21 protein-coding genes, 1 tRNA gene and 1 pseudogene are annotated in these 25,116 nt (G+C 69.4%); 7 read left to right on the top strand and 16 right to left on the bottom strand.

Translation table 11 applies throughout. The annotated features are described in order from the left end of the window. Positions 1 to 146 precede the first annotated feature (146 nt). From BLQ03_RS14765 to clpB, 3 genes are all read right to left on the bottom strand, one after another. Positions 147 to 752 carry a protein-methionine-sulfoxide reductase heme-binding subunit MsrQ gene (locus tag BLQ03_RS14765; RefSeq protein ID WP_090757095.1) on the bottom strand — a complete coding sequence of 202 codons (606 nt, stop codon included), beginning with the start codon at positions 750 to 752 and terminating at the stop codon, positions 147 to 149. After that, the gene (gene msrP / locus BLQ03_RS14760) at positions 752 to 1,621 is read right to left on the bottom strand and encodes a protein-methionine-sulfoxide reductase catalytic subunit MsrP (protein ID WP_090757094.1); all 870 of its coding nucleotides are present in this window, start codon (positions 1,619 to 1,621) and stop codon (positions 752 to 754) included. The genes BLQ03_RS14765 and msrP overlap by 1 nt, the downstream gene beginning before the upstream one ends. A 119-nt stretch (positions 1,622 to 1,740) precedes the next feature. Next, positions 1,741 to 4,365, bottom strand: a complete 2,625-nt coding sequence (gene clpB, locus BLQ03_RS14755; RefSeq protein WP_090757093.1) for an ATP-dependent chaperone ClpB — start codon at positions 4,363 to 4,365, stop codon at positions 1,741 to 1,743. A 151-nt stretch (positions 4,366 to 4,516) separates the two neighbouring features. Here clpB and pyrF point away from each other — a divergent pair, with 151 nt between their 5' ends. Then, positions 4,517 to 5,200 carry an orotidine-5'-phosphate decarboxylase gene (pyrF, locus tag BLQ03_RS14750; RefSeq protein WP_175558894.1) on the top strand — a complete coding sequence of 228 codons (684 nt, stop codon included), beginning with the start codon at positions 4,517 to 4,519 and terminating at the stop codon, positions 5,198 to 5,200. A gap of 50 nt (positions 5,201 to 5,250) precedes the next feature. Further along, positions 5,251 to 5,988, top strand: coding sequence for a hypothetical protein (locus BLQ03_RS14745; protein ID WP_090757092.1), 738 nt, complete (start codon positions 5,251 to 5,253; stop codon positions 5,986 to 5,988). A gap of 4 nt (positions 5,989 to 5,992) precedes the next feature. On the opposite strand, the gene BLQ03_RS14740 is transcribed toward BLQ03_RS14745, so the two are convergent. Both BLQ03_RS14740 and BLQ03_RS14735 read right to left on the bottom strand, forming a co-directional pair. Beyond that, positions 5,993 to 6,442 carry an NUDIX domain-containing protein gene (locus BLQ03_RS14740; protein WP_245688939.1) on the bottom strand — a complete coding sequence of 150 codons (450 nt, stop codon included), beginning with the start codon at positions 6,440 to 6,442 and terminating at the stop codon, positions 5,993 to 5,995. After that, entirely contained in the window at positions 6,439 to 7,314 is an 876-nt protein-coding gene (locus BLQ03_RS14735) for an N-formylglutamate amidohydrolase (protein ID WP_342672027.1), read from the bottom strand. The genes BLQ03_RS14740 and BLQ03_RS14735 overlap by 4 nt, the downstream gene beginning before the upstream one ends. Before the next feature lie 148 nt (positions 7,315 to 7,462). Here BLQ03_RS14735 and BLQ03_RS14730 point away from each other — a divergent pair. Together BLQ03_RS14730 and ykgO are read left to right on the top strand one after the other, a co-directional pair. Continuing rightward, positions 7,463 to 7,537, top strand: a tRNA-Val gene (locus BLQ03_RS14730). 82 nt (positions 7,538 to 7,619) lie between these two features. Continuing rightward, entirely contained in the window at positions 7,620 to 7,745 is a 126-nt protein-coding gene (gene ykgO / locus BLQ03_RS14725; RefSeq protein ID WP_090757091.1) for a type B 50S ribosomal protein L36, read from the top strand. A 64-nt stretch (positions 7,746 to 7,809) separates the two neighbouring features. Here the strand turns inward: ykgO and BLQ03_RS14720 are convergent, their stop codons facing one another. The 10 genes and pseudogenes from BLQ03_RS14720 to BLQ03_RS14675 all read right to left on the bottom strand — a co-directional run bounded on the left by BLQ03_RS14720 (position 7,810) and on the right by BLQ03_RS14675 (position 20,484). Next, on the bottom strand, positions 7,810 to 9,579 hold the full coding sequence (locus BLQ03_RS14720; protein ID WP_090757090.1) for a peptidoglycan-binding protein: 1,770 nt from the start codon (positions 9,577 to 9,579) through the stop codon (positions 7,810 to 7,812). A gap of 77 nt (positions 9,580 to 9,656) precedes the next feature. Continuing rightward, positions 9,657 to 11,132, bottom strand: a complete 1,476-nt coding sequence (locus tag BLQ03_RS14715) for a peptidoglycan-binding domain-containing protein (protein ID WP_090757089.1) — start codon at positions 11,130 to 11,132, stop codon at positions 9,657 to 9,659. A gap of 25 nt (positions 11,133 to 11,157) precedes the next feature. Continuing rightward, positions 11,158 to 12,375 (bottom strand): phenylacetate--CoA ligase family protein, encoded by a 1,218-nt coding sequence (locus BLQ03_RS14710; RefSeq protein WP_090757096.1) that lies wholly within the window; start codon positions 12,373 to 12,375, stop codon positions 11,158 to 11,160. Then, the gene (locus BLQ03_RS14705; protein WP_090757088.1) at positions 12,372 to 13,142 is read right to left on the bottom strand and encodes a methyltransferase; all 771 of its coding nucleotides are present in this window, start codon (positions 13,140 to 13,142) and stop codon (positions 12,372 to 12,374) included. The genes BLQ03_RS14710 and BLQ03_RS14705 overlap by 4 nt, the downstream gene beginning before the upstream one ends. A gap of 10 nt (positions 13,143 to 13,152) precedes the next feature. After that, entirely contained in the window at positions 13,153 to 14,001 is an 849-nt protein-coding gene (locus BLQ03_RS14700; protein WP_090757087.1) for an ABC transporter ATP-binding protein, read from the bottom strand. 56 nt (positions 14,002 to 14,057) lie between these two features. Next, the gene (locus BLQ03_RS14695; protein WP_090757086.1) at positions 14,058 to 15,341 is read right to left on the bottom strand and encodes an ABC transporter substrate-binding protein; all 1,284 of its coding nucleotides are present in this window, start codon (positions 15,339 to 15,341) and stop codon (positions 14,058 to 14,060) included. Between the two features lie 51 nt (positions 15,342 to 15,392). Next, positions 15,393 to 16,469 (bottom strand): branched-chain amino acid ABC transporter permease, encoded by a 1,077-nt coding sequence (locus BLQ03_RS14690; protein WP_090757085.1) that lies wholly within the window; start codon positions 16,467 to 16,469, stop codon positions 15,393 to 15,395. A gap of 92 nt (positions 16,470 to 16,561) precedes the next feature. Continuing rightward, on the bottom strand, positions 16,562 to 17,545 hold the full coding sequence (locus tag BLQ03_RS14685; protein ID WP_090757084.1) for a branched-chain amino acid ABC transporter permease: 984 nt from the start codon (positions 17,543 to 17,545) through the stop codon (positions 16,562 to 16,564). A gap of 96 nt (positions 17,546 to 17,641) precedes the next feature. Then, positions 17,642 to 18,400, bottom strand: coding sequence for an ABC transporter ATP-binding protein (locus BLQ03_RS14680; protein WP_240517407.1), 759 nt, complete (start codon positions 18,398 to 18,400; stop codon positions 17,642 to 17,644). Positions 18,401 to 18,510: 110 nt separating this feature from the next. Beyond that, positions 18,511 to 20,484 (bottom strand): annotated as a pseudogene (locus BLQ03_RS14675) (AMP-binding protein). A gap of 156 nt (positions 20,485 to 20,640) precedes the next feature. Here BLQ03_RS14675 and BLQ03_RS14670 point away from each other — a divergent pair. Further along, complete coding sequence (locus BLQ03_RS14670; protein WP_090757082.1) at positions 20,641 to 22,533, top strand: hybrid sensor histidine kinase/response regulator; 1,893 nt, start codon at positions 20,641 to 20,643, stop codon at positions 22,531 to 22,533. After that, complete coding sequence (locus BLQ03_RS14665) at positions 22,523 to 23,233, top strand: response regulator transcription factor (protein ID WP_090757081.1); 711 nt, start codon at positions 22,523 to 22,525, stop codon at positions 23,231 to 23,233. The genes BLQ03_RS14670 and BLQ03_RS14665 overlap by 11 nt, the downstream gene beginning before the upstream one ends. Before the next feature lie 130 nt (positions 23,234 to 23,363). Here the strand turns inward: BLQ03_RS14665 and BLQ03_RS14660 are convergent, their stop codons facing one another. After that, the gene (locus BLQ03_RS14660) at positions 23,364 to 24,728 is read right to left on the bottom strand and encodes an RsmB/NOP family class I SAM-dependent RNA methyltransferase (protein ID WP_425415741.1); all 1,365 of its coding nucleotides are present in this window, start codon (positions 24,726 to 24,728) and stop codon (positions 23,364 to 23,366) included. 173 nt (positions 24,729 to 24,901) lie between these two features. Between BLQ03_RS14660 and BLQ03_RS14655 the strand changes: the two genes are divergently transcribed. Continuing rightward, the gene (locus BLQ03_RS14655) at positions 24,902 to 25,114 is read left to right on the top strand and encodes a DUF1674 domain-containing protein (protein ID WP_090757079.1); all 213 of its coding nucleotides are present in this window, start codon (positions 24,902 to 24,904) and stop codon (positions 25,112 to 25,114) included. The last annotated feature ends 2 nt before the right edge of the window (positions 25,115 to 25,116 follow it).

Raw genomic sequence — 25,116 nt, 5'->3', positions numbered from 1 at the left:
CCCGGTTCCGCCTCCCGGCTTCCCCGTCCCGCCCAGCGTCCCCGCCGTTCGGTGAAGCGGTATCTAGGGGGAGATGCAGACAGGGGCAAGCACAATTTTCGAAAAAGTTTCATGCGGGCGCCAAGAAACTTTCATCTGCTTGATTTTCAGGCACTTCTTGCCCGCCATCCCAAGTGCCTCTGCAGCAACGGCAGCCTGAAAGCCAGCAGAACGGCCATAGCCGCCAGAATCGCCAGGGGCTTTCCGGGCCAGATCTTGTAGGCCAGCAGCCAATGAAAGACGGCCAGGGGCGCCGCCAGATAGACCCAGCGATGAATCGCTCTCCATCGCACGGGGCCCAGCTTCCGGATCACGGCGTTCGAGCTGGTCGCGGCCAGCACCAGCAGAATCACCAGCACGCCCATCCCAATCGTCAGATACGGGCGCTTGGCGATATCCTTCAGCATCTGAGACCACAGCAGCCCCATGTCCAGGACAGCCCAGGACAGCAGGTGCAGCCCTGCATAGCTGGCGGCCAGCAGGCCCAGAGGGCGGCGGAACTTGACCAGGTTCACCCGCGCCATCCGCAGGATCGGCGTGATGCAAAGCGAGGCCAGCAGGAAATAGACCGCCGTGCGGCCCAGCCGGTGCTCGATATCGCGAACCGGATCGACGCCGAGGTTCCCCACCAGCGTATCCCAGACCAGCAGGACCAGCGGCAGAGTGCCCAGCGCCCAGACGACGCCAGTCGGCAGGCGGCGAATGCGGTGCATCAGTAATCCCGCGCCAGATCCATTCCGGCATACAACTGCGCGACCTGGTCGCCGTAGCCGTTGAACATCAGCGTCTCCTGCCGCCCGCCCAACAGACCCGCGCCGATGCGCCGCTCGGTCGCCTGGCTCCAGCGGGGGTGGTCCACGGTCGGGTTCACATTGGCGTAGAAGCCGTATTCGCGCGGCTGCATCGCCTGCCAGGTGGTGACGGGCTGGCGGTCGGTCAGGGTGATCTTCACGATGCTCTTGATCGACTTGAAGCCGTATTTCCACGGCACCACCAGCCGGATCGGGGCGCCGTTCTGGTTCGGCATCGGCTTGCCGTAAAGCCCGGTCGCCAGGATCGTCAGCGGGTGCATCGCCTCGTCCAGCCGCAGCCCCTCGCGATAGGGCCAGTCCATGCTGTTGCGGCGCTGCTCGGGCATCTCATCGGGGCGATAAAGTGTCTCGAAGGCGACAAACTTCGCCCCCGATTGCACGCCTACCTTGTTCAGAACCGACGCCAGCGGCACACCCAGCCAGGGGATCACCATGCTCCAGGCCTCGACGCAGCGCAGGCGGTAGATGCGCTCCTCGACGGCGTTGCCGGGGGCAAGGTCGGCGACGGAATAGCTGCCGGGCCGGTCCACCAGTCCGCCGATCTCGACCGCCCAGGGGTCGGTGGTCAGGGCGCCCGCGTTATCCGCCGGATCGGTCTTTCCGAAGCCGAATTCGTAGAAGTTGTTGTAGTTGGTGATCTGCTCGAAGCTGTTGGGCTCCTCGGCCGCCGCCAGAGCCGGGGCGGCCGCCGCGACACCCAGACCGGCGATGAAGGCGCGGCGATTCAGGAACAGCGCTTCGGGCGTGACGTCGGACCAGGACAGCTTCATGGCATTTCCCCTTGGGTGGCGTCGCGAAAACGCGGGTGACAGCTTCAACGATCCTGCCCGCGCCATCACGTTCCCGGCAAGGGAAAGGCCCCGGCCCGTGAAGGCCGGGGCCGATCCCCTTATTGCAGCACCACGTCGGCCGGGCGGTCGCTGGACCCGCGCGCACCCGCGCTGACGCGGTTGCCCACAACCAGCCCCTCGGGCCCGGCGGTGACCGTAACGGTCTGGCCGTCCATCACCTCGCCCGACAGCAGCATCTCGGCCAGCGGGTTCTGCAGGCTGCGCTGGATCACCCGCTTGAGCGGACGCGCGCCGAAGACCGGGTCATAGCCCTCGTCGGCCAGCCACATCCGCGCGGCGTCGTCCAGTTCCAGCGCGATCTTGCGATCCGCCAGCCGCTTCTCCAGCGCGCCGAGCTGGATGTCCACGATCCCGTCCATGTTGGCGCGGCTGAGCCGGTGGAAGATGATGATCTCGTCCAGCCGGTTCAGGAACTCGGGCCGGAAATGCGCCCGGACCGCAGCCATCACCTCGGCCCGCGCGGCCGAGGAATCGGAGCCCTCGGGCAGCTGGCTCAGCGCCTGCGCGCCGAGGTTCGAGGTCAGGATGATCAGCGTGTTCTTGAAGTCCACGGTTCGCCCCTGCCCGTCGGTCAGCTGGCCGTCGTCCAGCACCTGCAGCAGTACGTTGAAGACATCCGGATGCGCCTTTTCCACCTCGTCGAACAGGATCACCTGGTAGGGACGCCGCCGCACGGCCTCGGTCAGGACGCCGCCCTCGTCATAGCCGACATAGCCTGGAGGGGCGCCGATCAGCCGGCTGACCGAGTGCTTCTCCATGAATTCGGACATGTCGATGCGGACCATCGCGCTGTCGTCGTCGAACAGGTACTGCGCGATGGCCTTGGTCAGCTCGGTCTTGCCGACGCCGGTCGGGCCGAGGAACAGGAAGCTGCCCAGCGGCCGCTTGGGGTCGTTCAGCCCGGCGCGCGCCCGGCGGACGGCGTTCGACACGGCGGTCACGGCCTCGGACTGGCCGATGACGCGCTTGCCCAGCACCTCCTCCATCTTCAGCAGCTTGTCGCGCTCGCCCTCCATCAGCTTCGAGGTCGGGATGCCGGTCCAGCGTTCCACCACCTCGGCGATCTGCTCGGGGCGCACGGCCTCCTCGACCAGCGGGCCATCCTCGTGGCCCTCGGTCTCGGCCAGTTGCCGCTCGAGCCCCGGGATGATGCCATAGCTGAGCTCCCCCGCGCGGGCGAGGTTGCCTTCGCGCTTGGCCTGCTCAAGTTCGGCGCGGGCGCGGTCCAGCTGCTCCTTGATGTTGCGCGAGCCTTCCAGCTTGTCGCGCTCGGCCTGCCAGCGGGCGGTCAGCTCGGCCGACTGCTGCTGCAGGTCGGACAGCTGCTTCTCCAGCCGCTCCAGCCGGTCGCGCGAGGCCGCGTCGTCTTCCTTCTTCAGCGCCTCGGCCTCGATCTGCATCTGCAGGATCTGGCGGTCCAGCGCGTCAAGCTCCTCGGGCTTCGAATCAACCTCCATCCGCAGGCGCGAGGCGGCCTCATCGACAAGGTCGATGGCCTTGTCCGGCAGGAAGCGGTCGGTGATGTAGCGGTGGCTCAGGGTGGCAGCAGCGACCAACGCGGCGTCGGAAATGCGGACGCCGTGGTGAAGCTCGTACTTCTCCTTGATGCCGCGCAGGATCGAGATGGTGTCCTCGACCGTCGGCTCCTGCACCAGCACGGGCTGGAAGCGCCGGGCAAGTGCCGCGTCCTTCTCGATATACTTGCGGTATTCGTCCAGCGTCGTCGCGCCCACGCAGTGCAGCTCGCCCCGCGCCAGCGCCGGCTTGATCAGGTTCGCGGCATCCATCGCGCCATCGGTCTTGCCCGCGCCGACCAGCACGTGAAGCTCGTCGATGAAGAGGATGATCTCGCCCGCAGCGGTCTCGATCTCCTTCAGGATGGCCTTCAGCCGCTCCTCGAACTCGCCGCGATATTTCGCGCCGGCGATCAGGGCGCCCATGTCCAGCGCCATCAGCTTCTTGTTGCGAAGCGACTCGGGCACGTCGCCGTTGACGATCCGCAGCGCCAAGCCCTCGGCGATGGCGGTCTTGCCGACGCCGGGCTCGCCGATCAGCACCGGGTTGTTCTTGGTGCGGCGCGACAGCACCTGCATGGCGCGGCGGATTTCCTCGTCCCGGCCGATGATCGGGTCGATCTTGCCCTCGCGCGCCGCTTCCGTCAGGTCGCGCGCATATTTCGACAGCGCCTCGAAGGTGTCCTCGGCACTTGCCGAGTCAGCCGTCCGCCCCTTGCGGATGTCGTTGATCGCGGCGTTCAGCGACTGCGCCGAAACCTTGCCCGCATCCAGCGCGTCCTTGGCCCGCGTGTTCACCATCGCCAGCGCCATCAGCACGCGCTCGACCGGCACGAAGCTGTCCCCGGCCTGCTTGGCGATCTTCTGGGCCTCGTCCATCACCCGGACCAGGGCGCTGTCGACGTAAACCTGCCCGTCGCCGCCCGACACCTTGGGCTGCTTCGCCACCGTCTCGTCCACCGCGCGGCGCACAGCCTGGGCGTCGCCGCCCGCGCGGGTGATCAGGTTGGCGGCCAGCCCCTGGTCGTCATCCATCAGCGCCTTCAGCAGGTGCTCGGGCAGCACGCGCTGGTTGCCCTCGCGGATCGCGATGGTCTGCGCCGCCTGCAGGAAGCCGCGCGACCGCTCGGTGAACTTTTCCATGTCCATCGGCAAATTCTCCCTTTCAGCCCCCGCCTTGCGCCGCCCGTCATGGCACGGCCCCTCGCGGGTCTCGCAATCCAGATGTGCGCGCCCGAACAGGGTTTCAAGTCGCGGCCGTCCATGCGAAAAGCCGCTGATTTCGCTGGCGGAGGCACCCATGGACGACCGATTGATCGTGGCGCTGGACCTGCCCAACGCGCTGGCCGGTCTGGAACTGGCGAAGACGCTGGGCGACGCCGTGTCCTTCTACAAGATCGGGCTGGGGATGCTGACCGGGGGCGGGCTGGCGCTGGCCAATGAGCTCAAGCAGGAACACGGCAAGCGCATCTTCCTGGACATGAAGCTTTTCGACATCGGCGCGACGGTGGAAGCCGCCGTCCGGGGCCTCGCGCAGTTCGACCTCGATTTCCTGACTGTCCACGGCGACCCCCATGTGGTGCGCGCCGCGAAGGAGGGCGCGGCGGGATCGCAACTGAAGATCCTCGCCGTCACGATCCTGACCTCGCTCGACCGCGCCGACCTCGACGCCGGGATGATGCAGGCCGGCGACCTGCACGACCTGACCGTGGAACGCGCCGCCCGCGCCTTCGAGGCCGGGGCCGACGGCGTGATCGCAAGCCCGCGCGAGGCGCAGGCGATCCGCGCCCTGCCCGGCTCGCGCCTGATCGTGACGCCCGGCGTCCGCCCCACTGGCGCGGCGCTCGGCGACCAGAAGCGGGTCGAGACCCCCGCCGCGGCGCTGGCCGCGGGCGCCGATCACATCGTCGTCGGCCGCCCCGTCTGGCAGGCGGCGGACCCCCGCGCCGCCGCGCAGGCGATCCTGTCGGAAATCGCTCGCTGACGCGAGAATCGTGCTAGCCTGCACCCCTTGGGCAAGGAGTGGCGGGAACCATGCTTGACGGCGATCCGGGCGGCCGGGTGGAGCGGGCCGAGAACGACCTTGTCCTGTCCTTCCTGCGGGTGCGGCGCGCGATCGGGCTTCTGGGCTATTTCCTGCCTCCCGCGCTGCTGATCTACAGCCTAATCTGGGGCGAGAGCCTGCTGCCCAGCATCTCGGCCTATTACTATTCCCCCATGCGCGAGGTCTTTGTCGGCACGCTGTCGGCCATCGCTGTCTTCCTGTGGAGCTACGAGGGCTATCGCCCCCGTCCCGGCGAATGGCTGAGCGACCTGATGGCGGGGCGCGCGGCCTCGCTGGGGGCGCTGGCGGTGGCGCTGATCCCGACCGCGCCGGACGTTCCGGTCGCCTGCACCCTCAGCCAGTGCGTGCTGGGCTTTTCGCTGTCCGGCACGCTGCACTGGCTGGGGGCGGCGCTGTTCTTCGGGGCGCTCGCGCTCTTCTGTCTGGTGCTTTTCGTGCGCGGCGCCCATCCCGATGCGGAAAAAGCCGCCAGCAACGGCATCTATCGGGCCTGCGGCTGGATCATCCTTGGTGCGCTGGCGCTGATCGCGCTGATCCTGCTGTCGCCCAGCGCGGTCAAGACGCAGCTTGCGCCGCTCAGGCCCGTCTTCTGGCTGGAAACCATCGCGACCTTCGCCTTCGCGACCTCGTGGATGGTCAAGGGCGACGCGATGAAGCCGGTGGTCCGGGCGCTCGCCCATGCCGAGGCGGGCCCGCGCGCGCCCTGAAACCTCAGCGCGCCAGCCCCAGCATCTCGGCCACGATGGCGGGGAAATGCGGAACCGCCCGGGGATGCGCCACGAACTCGGCCACGGGCATCAGCCGCAGCTCGGCCCCTTCGTCGCCCAGGGTCGCGGCGGCAGCTTCGGCGGGCGTGATCTCGGCGTGGAAGTACCAGCCCGCGCGGCCGGGCTTGTGGGGCAGCTCGCGCGCCTGCGCCACCATCAGCCGGGCGGGGTCCAGGCGCAGGCCGGTTTCCTCGGACAGCTCGCGCAGGGCGCAGGCCTCGGGCGTCTCGTCGCCCTCGCGCGCGCCGCCGGGCAGGTCCCAGCAGCCCGGCCAGTTGATCGGGGGGATGTCGTCGCGGCGCAGGACCAGCAGGCTGCCCTCGCAGGTCAGGACCAGCTTGGCCCCCTTCCACCGCATCCGCTCGGGCGCCATCGCAGGCTCGCTCCCGCTCATTCGGCGGCCAGCGGCAGCCCGGTGCCGTCCAGGGGCAGCCGCGCGATCCGCGCGATCACGCCTTCCAGCCGCGCGGCCAGTTCGTCGAAGCCCGCATGGGGCCGCAGCGCGCCCTCGTCCATGTAAAGCGAGCGGTCGATCTCCACCTGCACCACATGCCGCCCCCGCAAGGGCCGGCCATAGGTCGCCGCCACATGGGCGCCGGCGAAGGGAGAGTTCCGGCGCACCCGGAACCCGGCATCGGCCAGGGCGCGATGCACGGCCTCGCTGACGGCGGGGTCGGCCGAGGCGCCGTTGCGGTCGCCCAGCACGATCTCGGGCGGCGGGGCCTGCAAGTGCAGCAGCGCCTCGCGCGGCATGGAATGAACATCGATCAGGACCGCCCGGCCATGGCGCGCGACGGCCTCGGCCATCAGCGACTCGAGCGCCGCGTGATAAGGCCGCCACAGCGCCGCGATGCGTCGCTGCGCCTCGGCGGCGCTCAGCTTACCGCGTCGAATCGCGCGGCCCTGCGCCACCACGCGGGGGATCACCCCCAGCCCCGACTGGATGCGGGGGTCCGTCCGGCGCGAGGGCGTGCCCTCGATCGCGGCCGGGTCCAGTTCGTCCGCGCCCCGGTTCAGGTCCACCACGCAGCGCGGCACCCGGGCCGTCAGCGTGACGGCGCCCGCTGCCACCGCGGGCGCGATCAGCCGGTCCACGAAGGCATCCTCGGACGAACGCAGCACATGCGGGTCCAGCATCGATTCGGCCAGGAACCAGTCGGGATAGTCGCGGCCGGAATGGGGCGAGGCGAAGATCACGCCCCCTGCCCAGTCTGCCGGCCGCATGACGTCAAAGGTCGGGCCGATCGCGGCGGGCATCGGGATCATCGGCTGCGGCCTCTCATCGTCCTTGCGTTTCGCTGTATAGCCGAGCCGTCCCCGGTGAAAAAGGGCACTTGCGGGGGCGCATCGCTGGCCTTATAGACACGCCGACCAACGCGATTCCGTTCCCGCAAGGAACAGAATCACCTGGCACGGGCGGTTAGCTCAGCGGTAGAGCACTACGTTGACATCGTAGTGGCCACTGGTTCGATCCCAGTACCGCCCACCATTCTTTCGCCGCCCCCGGCATGTCACCGGGGGCATTTCAGTTTCAAGGCGCGATGCGAGCGCCGCGAAGAGGGAGAAAACCGATGAAGGTTCGCAACTCGCTGCGTTCGCTGAAAGAGCGTCACCGGGACTGCCAGATTGTGCGCCGCAAGGGCCGCGTCTACGTGATCAACAAGACCAACCGCCGCTTCAAGGCGCGCCAGGGCTGATCGCCTTTCGGCCTGGTCCGATCGACAGGAACGCCCGCAGCCCCGCGCTGCGGGCGTTTTCCGTTCAGTCCTGCCCCAGCAGCGTATCGGCCAGCAGCCGCACCATCGTCGCCTGGTTCAGATAGCCCGAGGGCCGCAGGTTGCGCGCCGCCTGATAGCGCCGCAGCGCCGCCCGCGTCTCGGGGCCCAGGTCGCCGTCGGCGGGGCCGGCGTAAAGCCCCAGCGCCTGCAGGCGCAACTGGACGGCCTGCCGGATCGGGGCGGCCAGGTCCAGCCGCGTCTCGGCCGCCTGGTCGCGGGCAAGCTGGCCTTCCAGCGCATCCAGCGCGGCCCTTGCCTCGGGCGCGCGCGGGCTTCGGGGATACTTGTCCAGGAACTCGCGCCAGCCCGCGGCGCTGCCCGCGGCGCGGGCGCGGGCCCATGCGTCCTCCTCGACCCGATTCATCCGCGCGGCCTCGGCCAGCACCGCCTGCGCGTGGGCGGCAAACAGCCCCTGCGGATAGCGCGCGAGATAGTCGCGCGCACCCGCCTCGCCCCGGCTCCGGTTCTGCTCCCAAGCCTCGCGGTCGTCTGCCGCCTCCACCTCCTGCCGCGCCAGCGCCTCGGCCTCCAGCCGGCGCGCGCGCTCGCCCGCCTGCCGCGCCAGTAGGTCGACCTGCGCGCCTGTCAGGTAGCCCGTGGGCTCGGCGCCCGCGTTGCGCTGAAAGCGTTCGATGGCCCTCCGCGTCAGCGGCCCGAAGCTGCCGTCGATCCCGTCGGTATCGTAGGTCAGCAGCCTCAACTGCCGCTGGACCTGCGCCCGCTGCGCCCGGTCCAGGTTCAGCGCGGCCTCGGCCGCCGCGGGGCTGCCGGTCGGGGCGGCGGGCGCCTGCAACTCGGCCATCCGCCCGCGCGCGGCACCCGCGAACAGGCTGTGCGGCCATTTGCCCAGGAACTCGGCATAGCCCTCGGCCGAGTTCGTCCGCTTGGCCCGCGTCCAGGCCGCCATCTCTTCGGGCCCCGGCTGGACCACGTCCTCCAGCCGCTGGGGCGCATGCTCGAGACGCCTGCGCGCCTCGGCCGCGTTGGCGCCCTGGGGATACTTGTCCAGATAGGCCCGCCAGCCCGCCGCCGTGTCCGTCACGACGGCGCGCGCCCAGGCCTCGGCCTCTTCCGGCCGGGCGGGTGCGGGGGCGGGCACCACCACGGGACGCGCGCCCGGGGTCTCGCCCTGCGACACAAGCCGCAGCGACTCTCCCTGCGCCAGGGCCTGCGCGACCGACACGCCGGGCCGCGCCAGCACGGCGGCGGCCCGTCCGATCCCGTCGGTGTAGCCCGCGATCACCGTGACCCTGCCCGGACCCGCGACCCGCCCCAGGTTGGGCCACAGCCCCTCGCCCGTGTCGAAGACGCGCGCGTCGGTGCCCAGCAGCAGCACCGCCGGACCACGGCCGCCTTCCATCAGCTCGGTGACGACCGACAGCGGCACCCCCGCCGTCCCGACGCTGGACAGCGATTCGCGCCCTGCCTCGCGCCCCAGGAACCAGCTTTCGCCCTCCGAGCGCGCAAAGCGCCCCATCAGCACCACGATCCGCGCGCCGGGATCGGCATCGCTGGCCAGAAGAAAACGCAGGGCCGCGCGGATCCCGTCCGCCGTCAGGTCCCGTCCTTCGGTCACGCGATAGCCCTGCTGCCGCAAGGCCGTCATGGCGGCCTCGGGACGGACATCGGCCACGTCGGGCAGATGGTCATAGGCGCGGTTGGCGATCACCACCGCGCGATCCTCGGCCCAGGCCGCCCCCGCCAGCGCAAGGACGCAGGCGGCAAGGGCCAGGCGTAGCGGTATCATCATCATGGCGTCTCCCCGGTGCGTTCCAGGGCACAAGGACCGGGACGGGCGCCGGGTTTCCTCCGCCCCCGTCCCGCCCCTGCTCAGTTCCGCCGCTGGGCGCGCAGCCGGGCCAGCTGGTCCGCGTTCAGGTAGCCCGTGGCGGCCAGCCCGTTGTCACCCTGCCAGGCCGAGATCGCCCGCCGCGTCCCGGACCCGAAGCGCCCGTCGATGCCGTTCGGGTCATAGCCCAGCGCGCTCAGCCGCGACTGCACCTCGGTCCGGCCGATGGCGTCCAGGGCCAGACGCGCCTCCTCCTCGGCCGTGGCGCCGGGCCCGGGGGTCACGACCGGCACGGCGGGCGCGGCGGGCGTCGAGGTGCCCCCGCGCAGGGCGCTGTACTGCGCCCCCGTCAGGTAGCCCGTCGCGGCCTCGTTCCGCGCCGTCTGCCAGTCCCGGATGGCCCGGCGGGTGCCCGAACCGAAGGTGCCGTCCACCCCCCGCGTGTCATGGCCCGCCTGCACCAGCGCCTGCTGGACGGCCACCCGGTCCTCGCGCGTCAGGTTCAGCGCCAGTTCGTCCCGTGCGGCCGTTTCCGCGTCGCTGACGGGGCGGCCGGGGGGCGTCGTGCCCGCGTTCATCAGCGTATCCGCGTCGGCGCGGGTCAGGAAACCTGTCGCTGGCAGGTTGTTGGCCTGCTGCCAGGCGGTGATCGCCCGCCGGGTGCCCGAGCCGAAGGCGCCGTCGATCCCCCGCGTGTCGTGCCCCAGCAGGTTCAGGCGCGACTGAATGATGCGCTTCTGCGTGGCCGTCAGTTCCAGCGCGGCCTCGCTCGCCGCCGTCGCCCCGGTCGCCGGGGCCGATGGCGCAGGCGTGGCAGGCGCGGGCGCGGGCGTGCCGGTCCGCAGTTCCGCCGCCTGGGCCGAGGTCAGGTAGCCCGACGGGGCATAGCCCCGGCTCGTCTGCCAGTCCCGGATCGCCCGGCGCGTGCCCGAGCCGAAGACGCCATCCACGCCGCGCGTGTCATGCCCCAGCACCGTCAGCCGAGACTGGATCGCGCGCCGGTCCTCGGGGCTGAGGTTCAGCGTCGCCTCGGTGCCCGCGCCCTCGGCGGCCTGCACCTCGGCGCGGGCGGCTTGGGCGGGCGACTGCGCGGGCGGCACCTCGGTCGCGGGCGTCAGGGGGGTCGAGGTCACGGGGGTCGGCGCCGGCGGGGGCGTCACCGCAGGCGCAGCCGGCGTGGCCGGGGGCGCCGCGGAAGACGCGGCGGGGGGCGTCGCGGCAGGTGCCGCGGGCGGCCCTGTCACGACGGGCTGCGAACCCGCCAGCAGTTGCCCCAGCCGCGCCCGCGCCTCGGGCACATGGGCGCCGGCGGGGAAGCGCGTCAGATAGTTGCGATACGCCTCGGCCGTGCCCTGGGCCTGCGCCACGCTCCACAGCGCTTCGTCCTCGGCCGAAGGGACCGCGCCGCCCGGCACCACCACCGGCGGCTGTTGCGCCGCCGCGCCCAGAGGCGCGCCCAGCGCGATACCCGCCGCCACAAGGGCGGCAAACCGCCCCGTCATCCCGTTTCCGACCATGTCGTTCCCCTTCTTGGGGCCGTCCTCAGCCGTAGCTGCGCCGATCCTCGATCACCTTGCCGTCGTTCGGCAGCGATCCAGGAGCAACCAGCTCGACCCGGCCCTTGAGCTTCAGTGCATCCAGCACCGTCGCTTCGTATAGCGCCGGGTTCTGTTCAAGGGTTTCCAGTTGCACGACCATCACGTCCATTTCATCGCGCCGATCGGCGATGACACGGGCGCGTGACACGTCGGGGTGGCGGGCGACAAGCTGGGCGACCTGCTCGGGGCGGACGAACATGCCCTTGATCTTGGCGGTCTGGTCGGCGCGGCCCATCCACCCCTTGATCCGCATGTTGGTGCGCCCGCAGGGGCTTTCCCCCGGCATGATCGCGGACAGGTCGCCGGTCGCGAACCGGATCAGCGGATAGTCGGCGTTCAGCGTGGTCACCAGGACCTCGCCCACCTCGCCTTCCGGCACCGGGTCGCCGGTGCCCGGACGGACAATCTCGACGATCACGCCCTCGTCCACGATCATCCCCTCCATCGCCTCGGATTCATAGGCGATCAGCCCCACATCGGCGGTCGCATAGCATTGCAGCGTGGCGATGCCCCGGTCGGCATAGCCCTGCCGCAGCGAGGGGAAGAGCGCGCCCCCCGACACCAGCGCACGGGTGAAGCCAAGCACCACCCCCATCTCGTCCGCCTTGTCGAGGATCACCTTCAGGTAATCGGGCGTCCCGGAATAGGCCGTGGTGCCGATGTCGGCGGCGGCGCGCACCTGCAGTTCCGTCTGGCCCGTCCCCGCTGGCAGGACCGCCGCGCCGACCGCGCGGGCGGCGCTTTCGAACATCATCCCGGCCGGGGTCAGGTGATAGCCGAAGCAGTTCTGCAGGATGTCGCTGCTGGACAGCCCCGCCGCGAAGGCGAAGCGCCCCAGCCGCCACCAGTCGGCATCCACCCGGCCGGGCTCGTAGATCGGGCCAGGCGACTGGAAGACATGGTGGAACTCATGCGGGTGGCGCGTCGTGTAGCCGCCGAAGGGAGGCTTCTTCTTCTGCGCCTCGGAGAGTTCCGACTTGCGGATCACCGGCAGGCGGGCGAGGTCCGCGCGGGTCCGCACGGCGCCCGGTTCCACGTCACGCAGCGCGCGCGCAAGCGCCGGCGCCGTCTGCGCGTTCGAGATGGCGCGCGCCAGCGCCTCGGCCAGACCGGCCTCGCGCTCGTCCGCGCTGCGGATTTCCAGGTCGTCGTAATGGCTCACGCGCATGTCCTCGGCAGATTGTCCGTCGGAAAACGAGGGTCGAACAGGACCGCGCCCCTTCCCAGAAGGGCGCGCTGGTCCGGCGTCAGAAGCGCCGGCCCGGCGGGAACGGCGCGATACCAGCACTGGCGCGGGTGGTACCAATCCAGCGGCTCGGCCGACAGGCCCGCCCGGGCGCAACGCGCCAGCACGTCCTCGCGGGCGAATCCCACGCAATCGGGATAGATCCAGCCTTCGGCTTCGTCGCCGCGCGCAAGGATCGGCCAGGCGGGGGTGGTCTCGTCCAGCACGGTGAACAGGAACTGCCCGCCCGGGCTCAGGACCGGCGCTGCATTGGCCAGCGCCCGGTCCAGCATCCCGCCGCCCGTGTGCGAGAACACCGACTGCGCCACGATGAAGTCGAAGCTGCGGCCGAAGACATCCATCCGCATGTCGGGGTTGTCATCCAGCCAAGGATGGCGAAGGTCGAAGGCGTCGGCGCCGATCTCGCGGGCGCGGGCCTCGTCGATCAGCCAACTGTTCGGCTCGATCCCGTGATAGCGGCCGGGCCGCAGGTAGAACATCAAGAGCCGCCCTGCCCGCAGCGAGCCGCAGCCGAGGTCAAGCAGGTGATGGTCCTCGCGCAGCCCCAGCGCGGTCAGCAGCCGGAACTGGGTCGCGCCCATGAAGTCATACTGGTCCGGCGGCCCCACATAGGACCGGTGCCCGCCCGTGCCCGGGCTGTCCAGCCGGGCGGCGTCGATCCAGCCGTCGCCGTTGTCGTCCATGCGGGCCTCCTCAGGCCAGCCAGCGCTTGCGGCGGCGATAGGACCGCACGTCGCGGAAGGACTTGCGGCCCTCCTCGGCCATGCCGAGGTAGAATTCCTTCACGTCGGGGTTCTCGCGCAGGGCGGCCGCCTCGCCGTCCATCACCACGCGGCCGCTTTCCAGGATATAGCCGTAATGGGCATAGCGCAGGGCGACGTTGGTGTTCTGCTCGGCCAGCAGGAAGGTCACGCCCTCGCCCTCGTTCACCTTCTTCACGATCTGGAAGATCTGCTCGACCAGCTGCGGAGCGAGGCCCATCGAGGGCTCGTCCAGCAGGATCGTCTCGGGGCGGGACATGAGCGCGCGGCCCATGGCGCACATCTGCTGCTCGCCGCCCGAGGTGTAGCCCGCCTGCGACTTCCGCCGCTCCTTCAGGCGGGGGAAATATTCATAGACCATCTCGAGGTCGCGCCGGACCGCAGCCGCCCCGTCGGTGCGGGTATAAGCGCCGGTCAGCAGGTTCTCCTCCACCGTCAGGTGCTCGAAGCAGTGGCGGCCCTCCATCACCTGGATGACGCCCTTCTTCACCAGCGCCGCGGGGTCGAGGTCGGTGACGTTCTCGCCGCGATAGGTGATCGCGCCCTTGGTGACCTCGCCGCGTTCAGATTTCAGCAGGTTCGAGACCGCCTTCAGCGTCGTCGTCTTGCCCGCGCCGTTTCCGCCCAGCAGCGCCGTGATCGAGCCCTTGGGGACCGACAGGCTCACGCCCTTCAGGACTAGGATGACGTGGTTGTAGATGACCTCGATGTTGTTGACCTCAAGCAGCGCCTCGCCCGCGCGGGCGGGGGTCACGGGTGCGGCGGCAACGGCGTCCAGCATGGGCTCGGGCTCCTCGGGGTGGGATGCCCCGGCGGCGGACCGCCGGGGCGAAGCGATCAGTTGCAGCGCGGCTGGATGCTGTTCTCGGCCGCGAAGGCCTGGGCATCCGCCTGGATCAGCGGCTGCAGCACGTCCTCGTCGGGCTGGATGAAGTCGGTGATCAGCTTCCACTGCTTGGCCGAGGCGTCCCACTGCTGGATCATGCCCATGCCGCTGCCGCCGTGGTTCTGGCAGGACAGCTGGAAGGGCTGACCGAAGCCGGGCAGGCCCAGTTCCGTCATCCGCGCCTCGGTGATCTCGAGCGCCTCCAGCCCGTCGCGCATCTGCGCGGCCGTGATCTCGGGCGTGCCGGCCAATTCCTGCGCCTTCTTGATCCCCTCGGCGATGATCAGCGCCGCATACATGCCGCGCGAATACATGGCCTTGCCGACATGGGCGCCGCCCCCCGAGGCCTTGCCGGTGTCCAGCACATGGGTCTTCAGGTCACCGTAGAAGGGATAGTCCATCCCCACGCCGTTGAAGGTCGCGGACTTGTAGCCGTTGGCGGCCGCGCCCGCGGGCTCCACGTCCACCTCGCCCCCGGCCCACCAGATGCCAATCAGGTTCTCCATCGGATAGCGGATGTTCGCGGCCTCCTGGATCGCCGCCTGGTTCATCACGCCCCAGCCGTAGAGGATCACGTAGTCCGGCTTTTCGCGGCGGATCTGCAGCCACTGCGACTTCTGTTCCTGCCCGGGGGGATCGACGGGGATCTGGCTCAGGGTGAAGCCGTGCTTCTTGGACAGCTCCTCCAGCGTGCGGATCGGCTCCTTCCCGAAGGCCGAGTTGTGGTAGACCAGCGCGATGGTCTTGCCGTTCAGGTCGCCCCCGTTCACGTCCAGCAGATGCTTGACGATGACCGAGGCGCCGTCCCAGTAGTTCGCCGGCGGGTTGAAGACCCACTGGAAGACGCTGCCGTCCTTGGCCGAGGTCCGCCCGTAGCCCGGCGTCACCATCGGGATGCCGTCGGCCGCGACCTTGGGGATCAGCTGGTAGGTGATGCCGGTCGAGAAGGGGTTGTAGACCAGCGCATTGTTGCCCTTGGTCGATTCGTAGCACTCGACCCCCTTCTCGGTGTTGTAGGCGGTCTCGCATTCGGGCGTCAGGATCTTCTGCCCGCCGATGCCGCCGTCGCGCTCGTTCAGCAGGGTGAAATAGTCGTTGAAGCCGTCGGCATACTGGTTGCCGTTCGCGCCGTAAGGGCCGGTGCGATAGCTGAGGTTCGGCACGGTCAGGTCGGCAAGGGCCGGGGCTGCGGCCATCATGGCGGCCGCGACGGCGGCGGCGAAGCGAAGTTTCATCAGGTTCCTCCCAGAAGATTTATGGTTGTGCCGGGTTCGGCCCGGTTCGGCTTAATGCGGGAACGGCCAGAGCCGCAGCTTTTCCTTGGTCAGCCGCCAGAGCTGGGCAAGGCCATGCGGCTCGACGATCAGGAAGAAGACGATCAGCGCGCCCACGATCATCAGCTCGACATGGGCGGCCAAGTCCGTGGGCCAGCCGAAGGCGCCCACCAGCACGTTCTTGAGAAAGACCGGCAGGACAACCAGGAAGGCCGCGCCCGCGAAGCTGCCGAAGATGGACCCCAGGCCGCCGATGATGACCATGAAGAGCACGAGGAAGGACTTGTTGATCCCGAAGGTCTCGCTGGCCTCGGCCGCACCCAGGTAGATCGAGAAGAGCAGCGCGCCCGCGACGCCGATGAAGAAGGACGAGACGGCGAAGGCGCTCATCTTGGCGGTCAGCGGGTTCACCCCGATGATCTCGGCCGCGATGTCCATGTCGCGGATCGCCATCCACTTGCGCCCTGCCGTGCCGCGCGTGAGGTTCCGCGCCACCCAGGCCAGCGCCACCGCGAAGGCAAGGCAGACGAGGTATTTCGCCGGGGCCGAGGTCGCCGGGCCGCTGATGACATAGCCCAGGAAGGTGCGTTCCGGCGCGGTGATCTGCCCCGAGGCCGAGTAGTTGTAGAACCACGGCACCTTGTTGAAGAGCCAGACAAGGAAGAACTGCGCGGCGAGCGTCGCGACGGCAAGGTAGAAGCCCTTGATGCGCAAGGACGGCAGGCCGAAGAACACCCCCACCGCCGCGGTGATCCCGCCTGCCAGCAGGATATGGATCAGCAGCGAGATCTCGGGGAAGGTGGTCGTCAGCTTGTAGGTCGCATAGGCGCCCACCGCCATGAAGCCCCCGGTCCCGAGGCTCACCTGTCCGCCGAAGCCCACGAGGATGTTCAGCCCCAGCGCCGCGATGGCGTAGATCAGGAAGGGCACGAGCACCGCGTTGGCCCAGTAGTCGGTGATGACGAAAGGTATCACCCCGAAGGCCACCGCCAGCGTGACCCAGTAGCCCATCCGGTCGAGCTTCAGCGGAAAGGTCTGGCTGTCGTCCCGGTAGCTGGTCTTGAAGTCGCCGGCTTCACGATAGAGCATCGGTCGGTCCTTTCGTCACGGTCGCACCGGGGGTTTTCCACCCCCGGACCCCCGGAGGATATTTCTGGACAGAAGATCGGAACGGAGAGGCGTCACACACGCTCGATGATCCGTTCGCCGAACAGGCCCTGCGGGCGGAAGACCAGGAAGATCAGCGCCAGCACATAGGCGAACCAGCTTTCGGTCGCGCCGCCGACCATCGGGCCGATGTAGAACTCGAAGAGCTTCTCGCCCACGCCGATGATGAGGCCGCCGACGATGGCGCCGGGGATCGAGGTGAAGCCGCCCAGCATCAGGACCGGCAGGGCCTTGAGCGCGATGAGGCTCAGCGAGAACTGCACCCCCGACTTGGTGCCCCACATGATGCCCGCGACCAGGGCCACGAAGCCCGCGATCGACCAGACCATGACCCAGATGAAGCGCAGCGAGATGCCGACCGACAGCGCCGCCTGGTGGTCGTCGGCGACCGCCCGCATGGCGCGGCCCTGCTTGGTGTACTGGCTGAAGGCCACCAGCGCCGCGACCAGAAGCGCCGCGATGACCGTGGCCCAGATGTCCAGCCGGTCGATGAAGAAGCCGTAGCCGGTCAGCGCCGCCGTCCAGGCCTCGGCCGTGTCCGAGATCCCCTGCGGCAGGCCCACGTCCAGCGTCTTGACGTCGGCGCCCCACATGATGTCGCCCAAGCCTTCCAGGAAATAGGCAAGCCCGATCGTCGCCATGAACATGATGATCGGCTCCTGCCCCACGAGGTGCTTGAGCACGAGCGCCTCGATCAGGATGGCGAGGCCCACCATCACCAGCGCCGTCAGCAGGATCGCCAGCAGCGAGGGCACGGTCCAGCCGAAGGAGGAGATGTGGCTGCCGGTGATCGCGTTGATCAGATGGGCGAAGGGCACCTGCCCCTGCTGGATGCCGACCAGCGTCAGCGCGGCGAAGAGCGCCAGCACCCCCTGCGCGTAGTTGAAGACGCCCGAGGCCTTGAAGATCAGGACAAAGCCCAGCGCGACCAGCGAGTACATGACCCCGGCCATGAGGCCGTTCACGAGGACCTCGGAGGCGTAGAGAAGCTGTTCCATCAGCAGGCCCTCCGGGCGCGGTTGCGTCTGCACGCGATGTGCATCGACTGTGCATCGGATGTGTATCGACGGTGCGGCGCCCCGCCGTGGGTCGGATCAGTCATGGGCGACCCCCAGGTAGGCGTCGATGACTTCCTGGTTGTTGCGGACCTCGTCGGGCGTCCCGTCCCCGATCTTGCGGCCGTAGTCCATGACGACCACCCGGTCGGAAAGGTCCATGACCACGCCCATGTCGTGCTCGATCAGCGCGATGGTGGTGCCGAACTCGTCGTTCACGTCGAGGATGAAGCGGGACATGTCCTCCTTCTCCTCGACGTTCATGCCCGCCATCGGCTCGTCGAGCATCAGGAGCTTGGGTTCCGCCGCCAGCGCGCGGGCCAGTTCGACCCGCTTCTTCAGGCCATAGGGCAGCCGCCCGACCGGAGTCTTGCGGATGTTCTGAATCTCAAGAAAGTCAATGATCTTCTCGACCTGCTCGCGGTGGCGGGTTTCCTCGGCCTCGGCGCGGCCCCACCAGAGCGCCTGCTCCAGCAGCGACGATTTCATCATCGTCAGCCGCCCGGTCATGATGTTGTCCAGCACGCTCATCCCGTCGAAGAGCGCGATGTTCTGGAAGGTCCGCGCCAAACCTTGGCGCGCCACCTGATAGGGCCGCATGGGCGGGCGCTTGGCGCCGCGGAACCAGACCTCGCCTTCCTGCGGGACGTAGAAGCCCGACATGACGTTCATCATCGAGGACTTGCCGGCGCCGTTCGGGCCGATGATGGCGCGGATCTCGCCCTCGCGGATGTCGAAGGAGATGTCCTTGATCGCGGTCACGCCGCCGAAGCGCAGGGTGATGTGGCGCAGGTCCATCAGCACGCCGCCGATCTTGCGGCCATCGGCGGTGACATAGCCATCGGCGCTGGGCGCAGGCGCAGCAGGCGGCGGCGCGAGTTCGGACAGGATCGTCTGGGAGGTCGGGCTCATTCGGCGGCCATCCTCTGCGCGGGCGTGGGGGTGGTGCGGACGTCCTCGATCCGCAGCGTGGCCTTGAGCCGGCCCTTGCGGCCGTCCTCATAGGTGACCTCGGTCTCGGTATAGACCGAGTTGCGCCCGTCATAGAGCGCGGAGATCAGGTCGGCGTATTTCTCGGCGATCACGCCGCGCTTGACCTTGCGGGTGCGGGTCATCTCGCCATCGTCGGCGTCCAGTTCCTTGTGCAGGATCAGGAAGCGATGGATCTGGCAGCCCGACAGCATTGGGTCCTGCGCCACGCTCGCGTTCACCTCCTCGACGTGCTTCCGAATCGTCTCGTAGACCTGCGGGTGGCCGGCGAGTTCCTGGTAGCTCGCATAAGCGATGTTGTTCCGCTCGGCCCAGTTGCCCACCGCCGTCAGGTCGATGTTGATGAAGGCGGTGCAATAGTCGCGCCCGTTCCCCAGCACCACGGCTTCCAAGATGTTCGGGTAGAACTTGAGCTTGTTTTCCACATATTTCGGCGCGAACAGCGAGCCGTCGGCCATGCGCCCCACGTCCTTGGCGCGGTCGATGATCCGCAGGTGGCCCGAGCCCTGCTCGAAGAAGCCCGCGTCGCCCGTGGCCACCCAGCCCTCGCGGTCCTTGGTCGAGGCGGTGGATTCCGGGTTCTGGTAGTATTCGACAAAGGTGCCGGGCGAGCGGTAGAAGACCTCGCCGTTCTCGGCGATCCGGACCTCGACGCCGGGCGAGGGCACGCCCACCGTGTCGGCGCGCACCTGGCCGTCGGGCTGCTGGGTGATGAAGACCGTGGCCTCGGTCTGGCCGTAGAGCTGCTTCAGGTTGATGCCCAGCGAGCGGTAGAAGTCGAAGATCTCGGGCCCGATGGCCTCGCCCGCGGTATAGCCCACGCGGATGCGCGAATAGCCCAGCGTGTTCTTCAGGGGGCCGAAGACCAGCAGGTTCCCCAAGCCATAGCGCAGCCGGTCGATCGCACCCACGGGGCGGCCGTCCGTCAGGGCCGTGCCCACGCGGCGGGCCAGCCGCATGTAATGGTCGAAGAGCCATTTCTTGATCCGGCCCGCGTCCTCCATCCGGATCATGACGTTGGTCAGCTGGCCCTCGAAGACGCGAGGGGGCGCGAAGAAATAGGTCGGGCCGATCTCGCGCAGGTCGGTCATCATCGTGTGCGGCCCTTCCGGGCAGTTCACGCATTTTTTTTTTCAGTAGGCTTGGCCCACCGAGAAGATGAAGTCCCCGACCCAGGCCATCGGCAGATAGGCCAGCACCTCTTCGGTCGGCTTCAGCTTGTCGAATTCCGAGGAGTTGCGCGCCGTCTCGATCACGTTGCGGTTCGACAGCACCACGCCCTTGGGCTTGCCGGTGGTCCCCGAGGTGTACAGCATCACGCAGGTGCTGTCGTAATCCAGTTCCGCGATGCGGGCGTCCAGTTCCGCGCTGAAGCGCTGGTGGGCGACGCGGCCCTCGGCCTGCACGTCCTTGAGCCAGTTCATGCGGGAATGGTCGTATTTCCGCATGCCCCGCTTGTCGGTGTAGATGATCTGCTCGACCGTGTGGGCCTCGCCCTCGGCCTCGATCACCTTGTCCACCTGCTCCTGGTCGCCGCAGACGACGAAGCGGGCGCCGGAATGGCCCAGCACATAGGCCATCTCGGAGGCGACCGCGTCCTGATACAGCGGCACGGGGATCGCGCCGCACATCTGCGCGGCCACCATCGACCAGTAATGCGCGGGGCGGTTGCGGCCGATGATCGCCACGTGATCGCCGCGGTTCAGGCCCAGCGCGAGGAAGCCCAGCGCAAGGGCGCGGATCTCCTCCTGCGCCTGCGACCAGGTCCAGCATTGCCAGATGCCGAATTCCTTTTCCCGATAGGCGGGCCGGGTCCCCAGCGATGCGGCGTTCCGCGCCAGCAGCGCAGGGATCGACCGCAGGCCCGCGTCGGGCGCAGCGACTGCTTTCATCCTCACTCCCTTTTACGGCACCGGGCCGTTGCAGGCAGAACTCCCCTTCCGCCTGCGCCTTTCTGTGTGGCGGGCGAATCTTGCCCGAGTTTTGCCCGATCCTTACGAATTGTTACCGGCTTCCGCGAAGCGAAAGGCGATGATAGCCATGGACAAATGACTCCTCTGGACAGCCACGAAGAACTGACACGATCCGGGCTGAACCTGATTCAGCAGGCGATTTCCATCTTCGACGCCGACCTGCGGCTGGCGCTGTCGAACCGCCCCTATCAGCAGATGTTCGACCTGCCTGACCGTCTGGTCCAGCCGGGCGCGAGCTTTCAGGACACCATCGCCTTTCTGGTCGCCCGCGGCGAATATGGCCCGCAGGACGACCCCGAGGTCGCCGTGCGCCTTCGCGTCGAGCAGGCCCGCACCTTTCAGCCGCATTACCTGGAACGCACCCGACCCGATGGCCGCACCATCTCGGTCGAGGGGGCGCCTCTGGCGCAGGGCGGCTGGATCGCCGTCTATACCGACATCACCGACATCAAGCGGACCGAGGCGCTGCTGCGCGCCCGGTCCGAGGAACTGTCGGACCAGCTTCTCGCCCATGCCGAGCGGCTGTCGGCCGCGAACCGCCAGCTGGCCGCGACCAATGCCGCGCTGGAGGAAGCCAAGCGCGTCCTGACCGAGGCCGAGGCCCGCACCCGGCAGGTCACGGCCATGGTGCCCGCCCATATCGCCCATGTGGACGCCGAGGGCCGCTATACCTTTTCCAACAACCAGCTCGGCATGGTGTTTCCCGGCGTGGCCCGCGCCATCATCGGCCTGACCGCGGCCGAGGTGCTGGGCGAGACCTTCGAGAGCATCCGCCCGGCCCTCATCCGCGCGCTGGCCGGCGAGCCGCAGGTGATCGAGGTCACCCATGCCGAATCGGGCCGCCGCATCCGCGTGGCCCTGACCCCCGATCCCCAAGGCGAGGGCGCCTATGTCCTGTCCACCGACGTCACCGCCGAGGTGAACTCGCGCGAGGCGCTGACCCATGCCGCCCGGCGCGAACTGGCCGCGCAGATGACCTCTGGCCTCGCGCATGACTTCGGCAACCTGCTGACGATCATCCTGGGGCTGCAGGGGCGGCTGGCGCGGATGGCCCTGCCGCCCGAGGCGGCGGGCGACGTGCAGGGGACGCTGGCCGCCGCCCGGCGCGGCGCGGTGCTGCTGGACCGCATTGCCACGATCACGGGACCTCGCCGGCTTCAACCCGAGCCGGTGGACCTGCCCGCGCTGCTGGAACAGCTCGTGACCATGGCCCGGCCCTCGCTGGGGCGGGGAATCGCGCTGGAACTCGACTGCGACCTGCCGGAAGGCGCGGTCCTGCTGGATCCCGGCTCGCTGCAGGACTCGCTGCTGAATCTGATGCTGAACGCGCGGGACGCGATCTCGGGCACCGGGGTCGGGTCGGGCAGCACCCATGGCGCGATCCGCCTGACGGCGCGCGTCCGCGGCCGCTGGCTGGAGCTGACCGTGACCGACTCGGGTCCCGGCTTCTCGGCCGAGGCGCTGGCCCGCGCGACCGAACCCTTCTTCACCACCAAGGCCGGCCAGGGATCAGGGCTGGGCCTGCCGATGGTCTATGACCAGACGAAGCTCGCCGGGGGGACGCTGCGGCTGGACAACGCGCCGGGTGGCGGCGCGCGGGTGCGGCTGCGCCTGCCCTTCCAGCGCGTCGCACGGCGGCTGGTGCTGCTGGTGGACGACGACGACCTGATCCGTGAAACGCTGCGCGAGATGCTGACCGGCATGGGCCATCAGGTGATCGAGGCGGGCTCGCTCTCCGAGGCGCGCTCGCTGGCTGACCTGCCGGGGCTGTCGGTGATCCTGTCGGACCTGCAACTGGGCGACGGCTCGGGCGCTGATCTGGGCGCGCTTGGCCCGCCTCTGATCCTGATGACCGCGCGGCCCCCCGACGATCCCGAACGGCAGGGCCTGCGCCATCCCGTGCTGACCAAGCCCTTCGACGCCGCCGCCCTCAACGCCCTTTTCGCAGGCCTGCCCGATGACAAGTGACCCGCCGCTGATCGCGATCCTCGACGACGAGCCCGACATCCGCCGCCTGCTGGCCGACGCGCTGGAGGAGGCGGGCTTCCGAACCGCGGGCTTCGGCCGCGCGACCGAGTTCGAGGCCGCCCTGCGCCGGATGACCCCCGACGCCTGCCTGATCGACCTGGGCCTGCCCGACCGCGACGGGCTGGCGCTGGTCCACAGGCTGGCCACGCAGTCGGGCGCCGCGATCATCATCATCTCGGGCCGCGCACAGGTGCAGGACCGGGTGACGGGACTGGAACTCGGCGCCGACGATTATGTGATCAAGCCCTTCGACCCTGCCGAGGTCGTGGCCCGTATCCGCGCCCGGCTGCGCAAGCCCGCGCGCGAGGCCGCCCGCAACGGCCAGACTGCCCGCTTTTCCGGCTGGAGCGCGGATTTCGACCGTTACCTGCTGACCGGCCCCGACGGCGAGGAAACGCCGCTGAGCCATGCCGAGGCCGAGATGCTGCGGATGTTCCTCGACAGCCCGCGCCGGCTGATCAGCCGGACACAGATGCTCGAATCGCTGGGCGGCACGGCGGGGGACAGCTTCGACCGGGCGATGGACGTGCGGATCTCGCGCCTGCGGACCAAGCTGGGCGAGGACCCCAAGAACCCGCGCCTGATCAAGACGATCTACGGAGCGGGGTATATCTTTCTGTCGGAGGTCGGATGGAGCTGAGCCGGTGGCCTTGCGTCACCGCCGCGAGCGGGGGTTTTCCACCCCCGCACCCCCGGAGGATATTTGAGCAAAGAAGAAAGAGCCGCTTGCTGGCTCGGTGGAGTCCAGCAAGCGAAGCCAGCCGCACCAGTCAGGGCGCGATCAGCCGCACGATAAAGAACCCGTCCAGCCCGCCAAGGTCGGGCCAATGGTCGGGCCGGGTGCGGATCGCGCCCCCCTCGGTGATCCAGTCCGGGTCCCATTGCGCGGGATCGGGCGCATCGACCCGCAGCCCCGGATGGCGGGTGAGCGCCGCGTCCAGTTGCGCCTCGCCCTCTGCCGGGTGCAGCGAGCAGACCGCATAGACCAGCCGCCCGCCCGGCTTCAGCAGCGAAAGCGCATGGTCGATCAGCCGCGCCTGAAGCCGCACGAGGTCGGGGATCATCGCGCCGTCGCGGATCAGCGGCAGTTCGGGATGGCGGCGGATCGTGCCGGTGGCGGAACAGGGCGCGTCGAGCAGCACGGCGTCCAGCGGCGTCTCGGGATGCCAGTCCAGCGCATCAGCCGCCACGAGGTCAGCGGACAGCCCTACGCGGGTGAGGTTCTCGGCCACCATCGCCAGGCGTTGCGGCGACAGGTCGATGGCGGTGACGCGCGCGCCCGCCGCCGAAAGCTGCATCGTCTTGCCGCCCGGCGCGGCGCAAAGGTCGGCGATGAGTTCTCCCGCCTGCGGCGCCAGCAGCCGCGCCGGCAGGGCGGCGGCGGCATCCTGCACCCACCATTGCCCATCGGCATAGCCTGGCAGCGCCGTGACCTGCGTGCCTGCAGGCAGGCGGTGGCTGCCGGTGGGCAGCACCTCGCCGGGCGCGGGCCCGTGCGGCGTCAGGTCCAGAGGCGCACCGCGTTCATGCGCGGTCTCGATGGCAAGCGCCGTGGCCTCATCCCAGCGGGCAACGACGGGGCTGCGCAGCCAGTCCGGCAGGCGCGGCGGCGGCGCCGCGTCCCAGGCCGCCTGTGCCTCGGCGGCCCGGCGCAGCACGGCGTTGACCATCCCGGCGGCGGCCTTGGCCTTGGGGCCGCCCGCGCGCGCCAGCGCCACGGCGGCGTTGACGGCGCCATGCGGGGCTTCGCTCTCGCCCAGCATCTCGGTCACGGCGAGTTGCAGCAGGTCCAGCGTCTCGGGGCGGGGGCGGCGGGCAAGCAGCGGCGCCAGCACCGCCTCGGCGCGGCTGCGGTGACGCAGCGTGGCGGCGGCGAGCCTGCAGGCGCGGGCGCGTTCGGGCGGGGACAGGTCGCGCAGGTTGCCCTCGGCCTCGGACAGCGTCGCGCCCTCGCGCACTGCCGTCAGAAGCCGCAGCGCTCCGGACCTTGCCGCATGGGGACCAGCCGTGCGCTCGGGACGTGCGGTCTCTCCGACGGATTGTCCCCGCTTGCCGGGCCGCCTGCCCTCCTTGCCCGGCCGCTTTCGTGCAACCTTTGCCTCGGAAGACGCCTTGGTTCTCTCTTCTGCATCCAAGTATTCCGGAGGCGGCGGGGGCAGAGTCCCCTGTGGCGTTTCGGCCGGAACCGGCTTCTGTTTGCGGACAGGCCGCGCCTCCGGTCCGGGTTTCGGCTGGTCGTCTTGCTTGTCCATCGTCCCCGCGGTCCCTAGGTGAAGGACAGCATTACCCAACCAGCGCGGGGTTTTCCATGACCGAGCCTGCCGATCCCACCCTCCTGCCCGAGGACCGCCCCGAATGGGCGCATCTGCCCCCGCCCGCCCGCCGCGCACTGGCCGAGGCCGAGGAGCGGCGCCGCAAGGCCGCGCCCTTGGATCTGCCGCCCGAACTGGGCGGCCGGGACGGGCCGGAACCCGTCCGCTACGGCGATTACGAACGCAAGGGCCTCGCCGTCGACTTCTGACC

Origin of the sequence: Paracoccus chinensis (assembly GCF_900102885.1) — a bacterium.
Taxonomy (GTDB): Bacteria; Pseudomonadota; Alphaproteobacteria; order Rhodobacterales; family Rhodobacteraceae; genus Paracoccus; species Paracoccus chinensis.
Note: the sequence above shows the minus strand (reverse complement) of the source record. Positions and strands in the feature narration are given on the sequence as shown.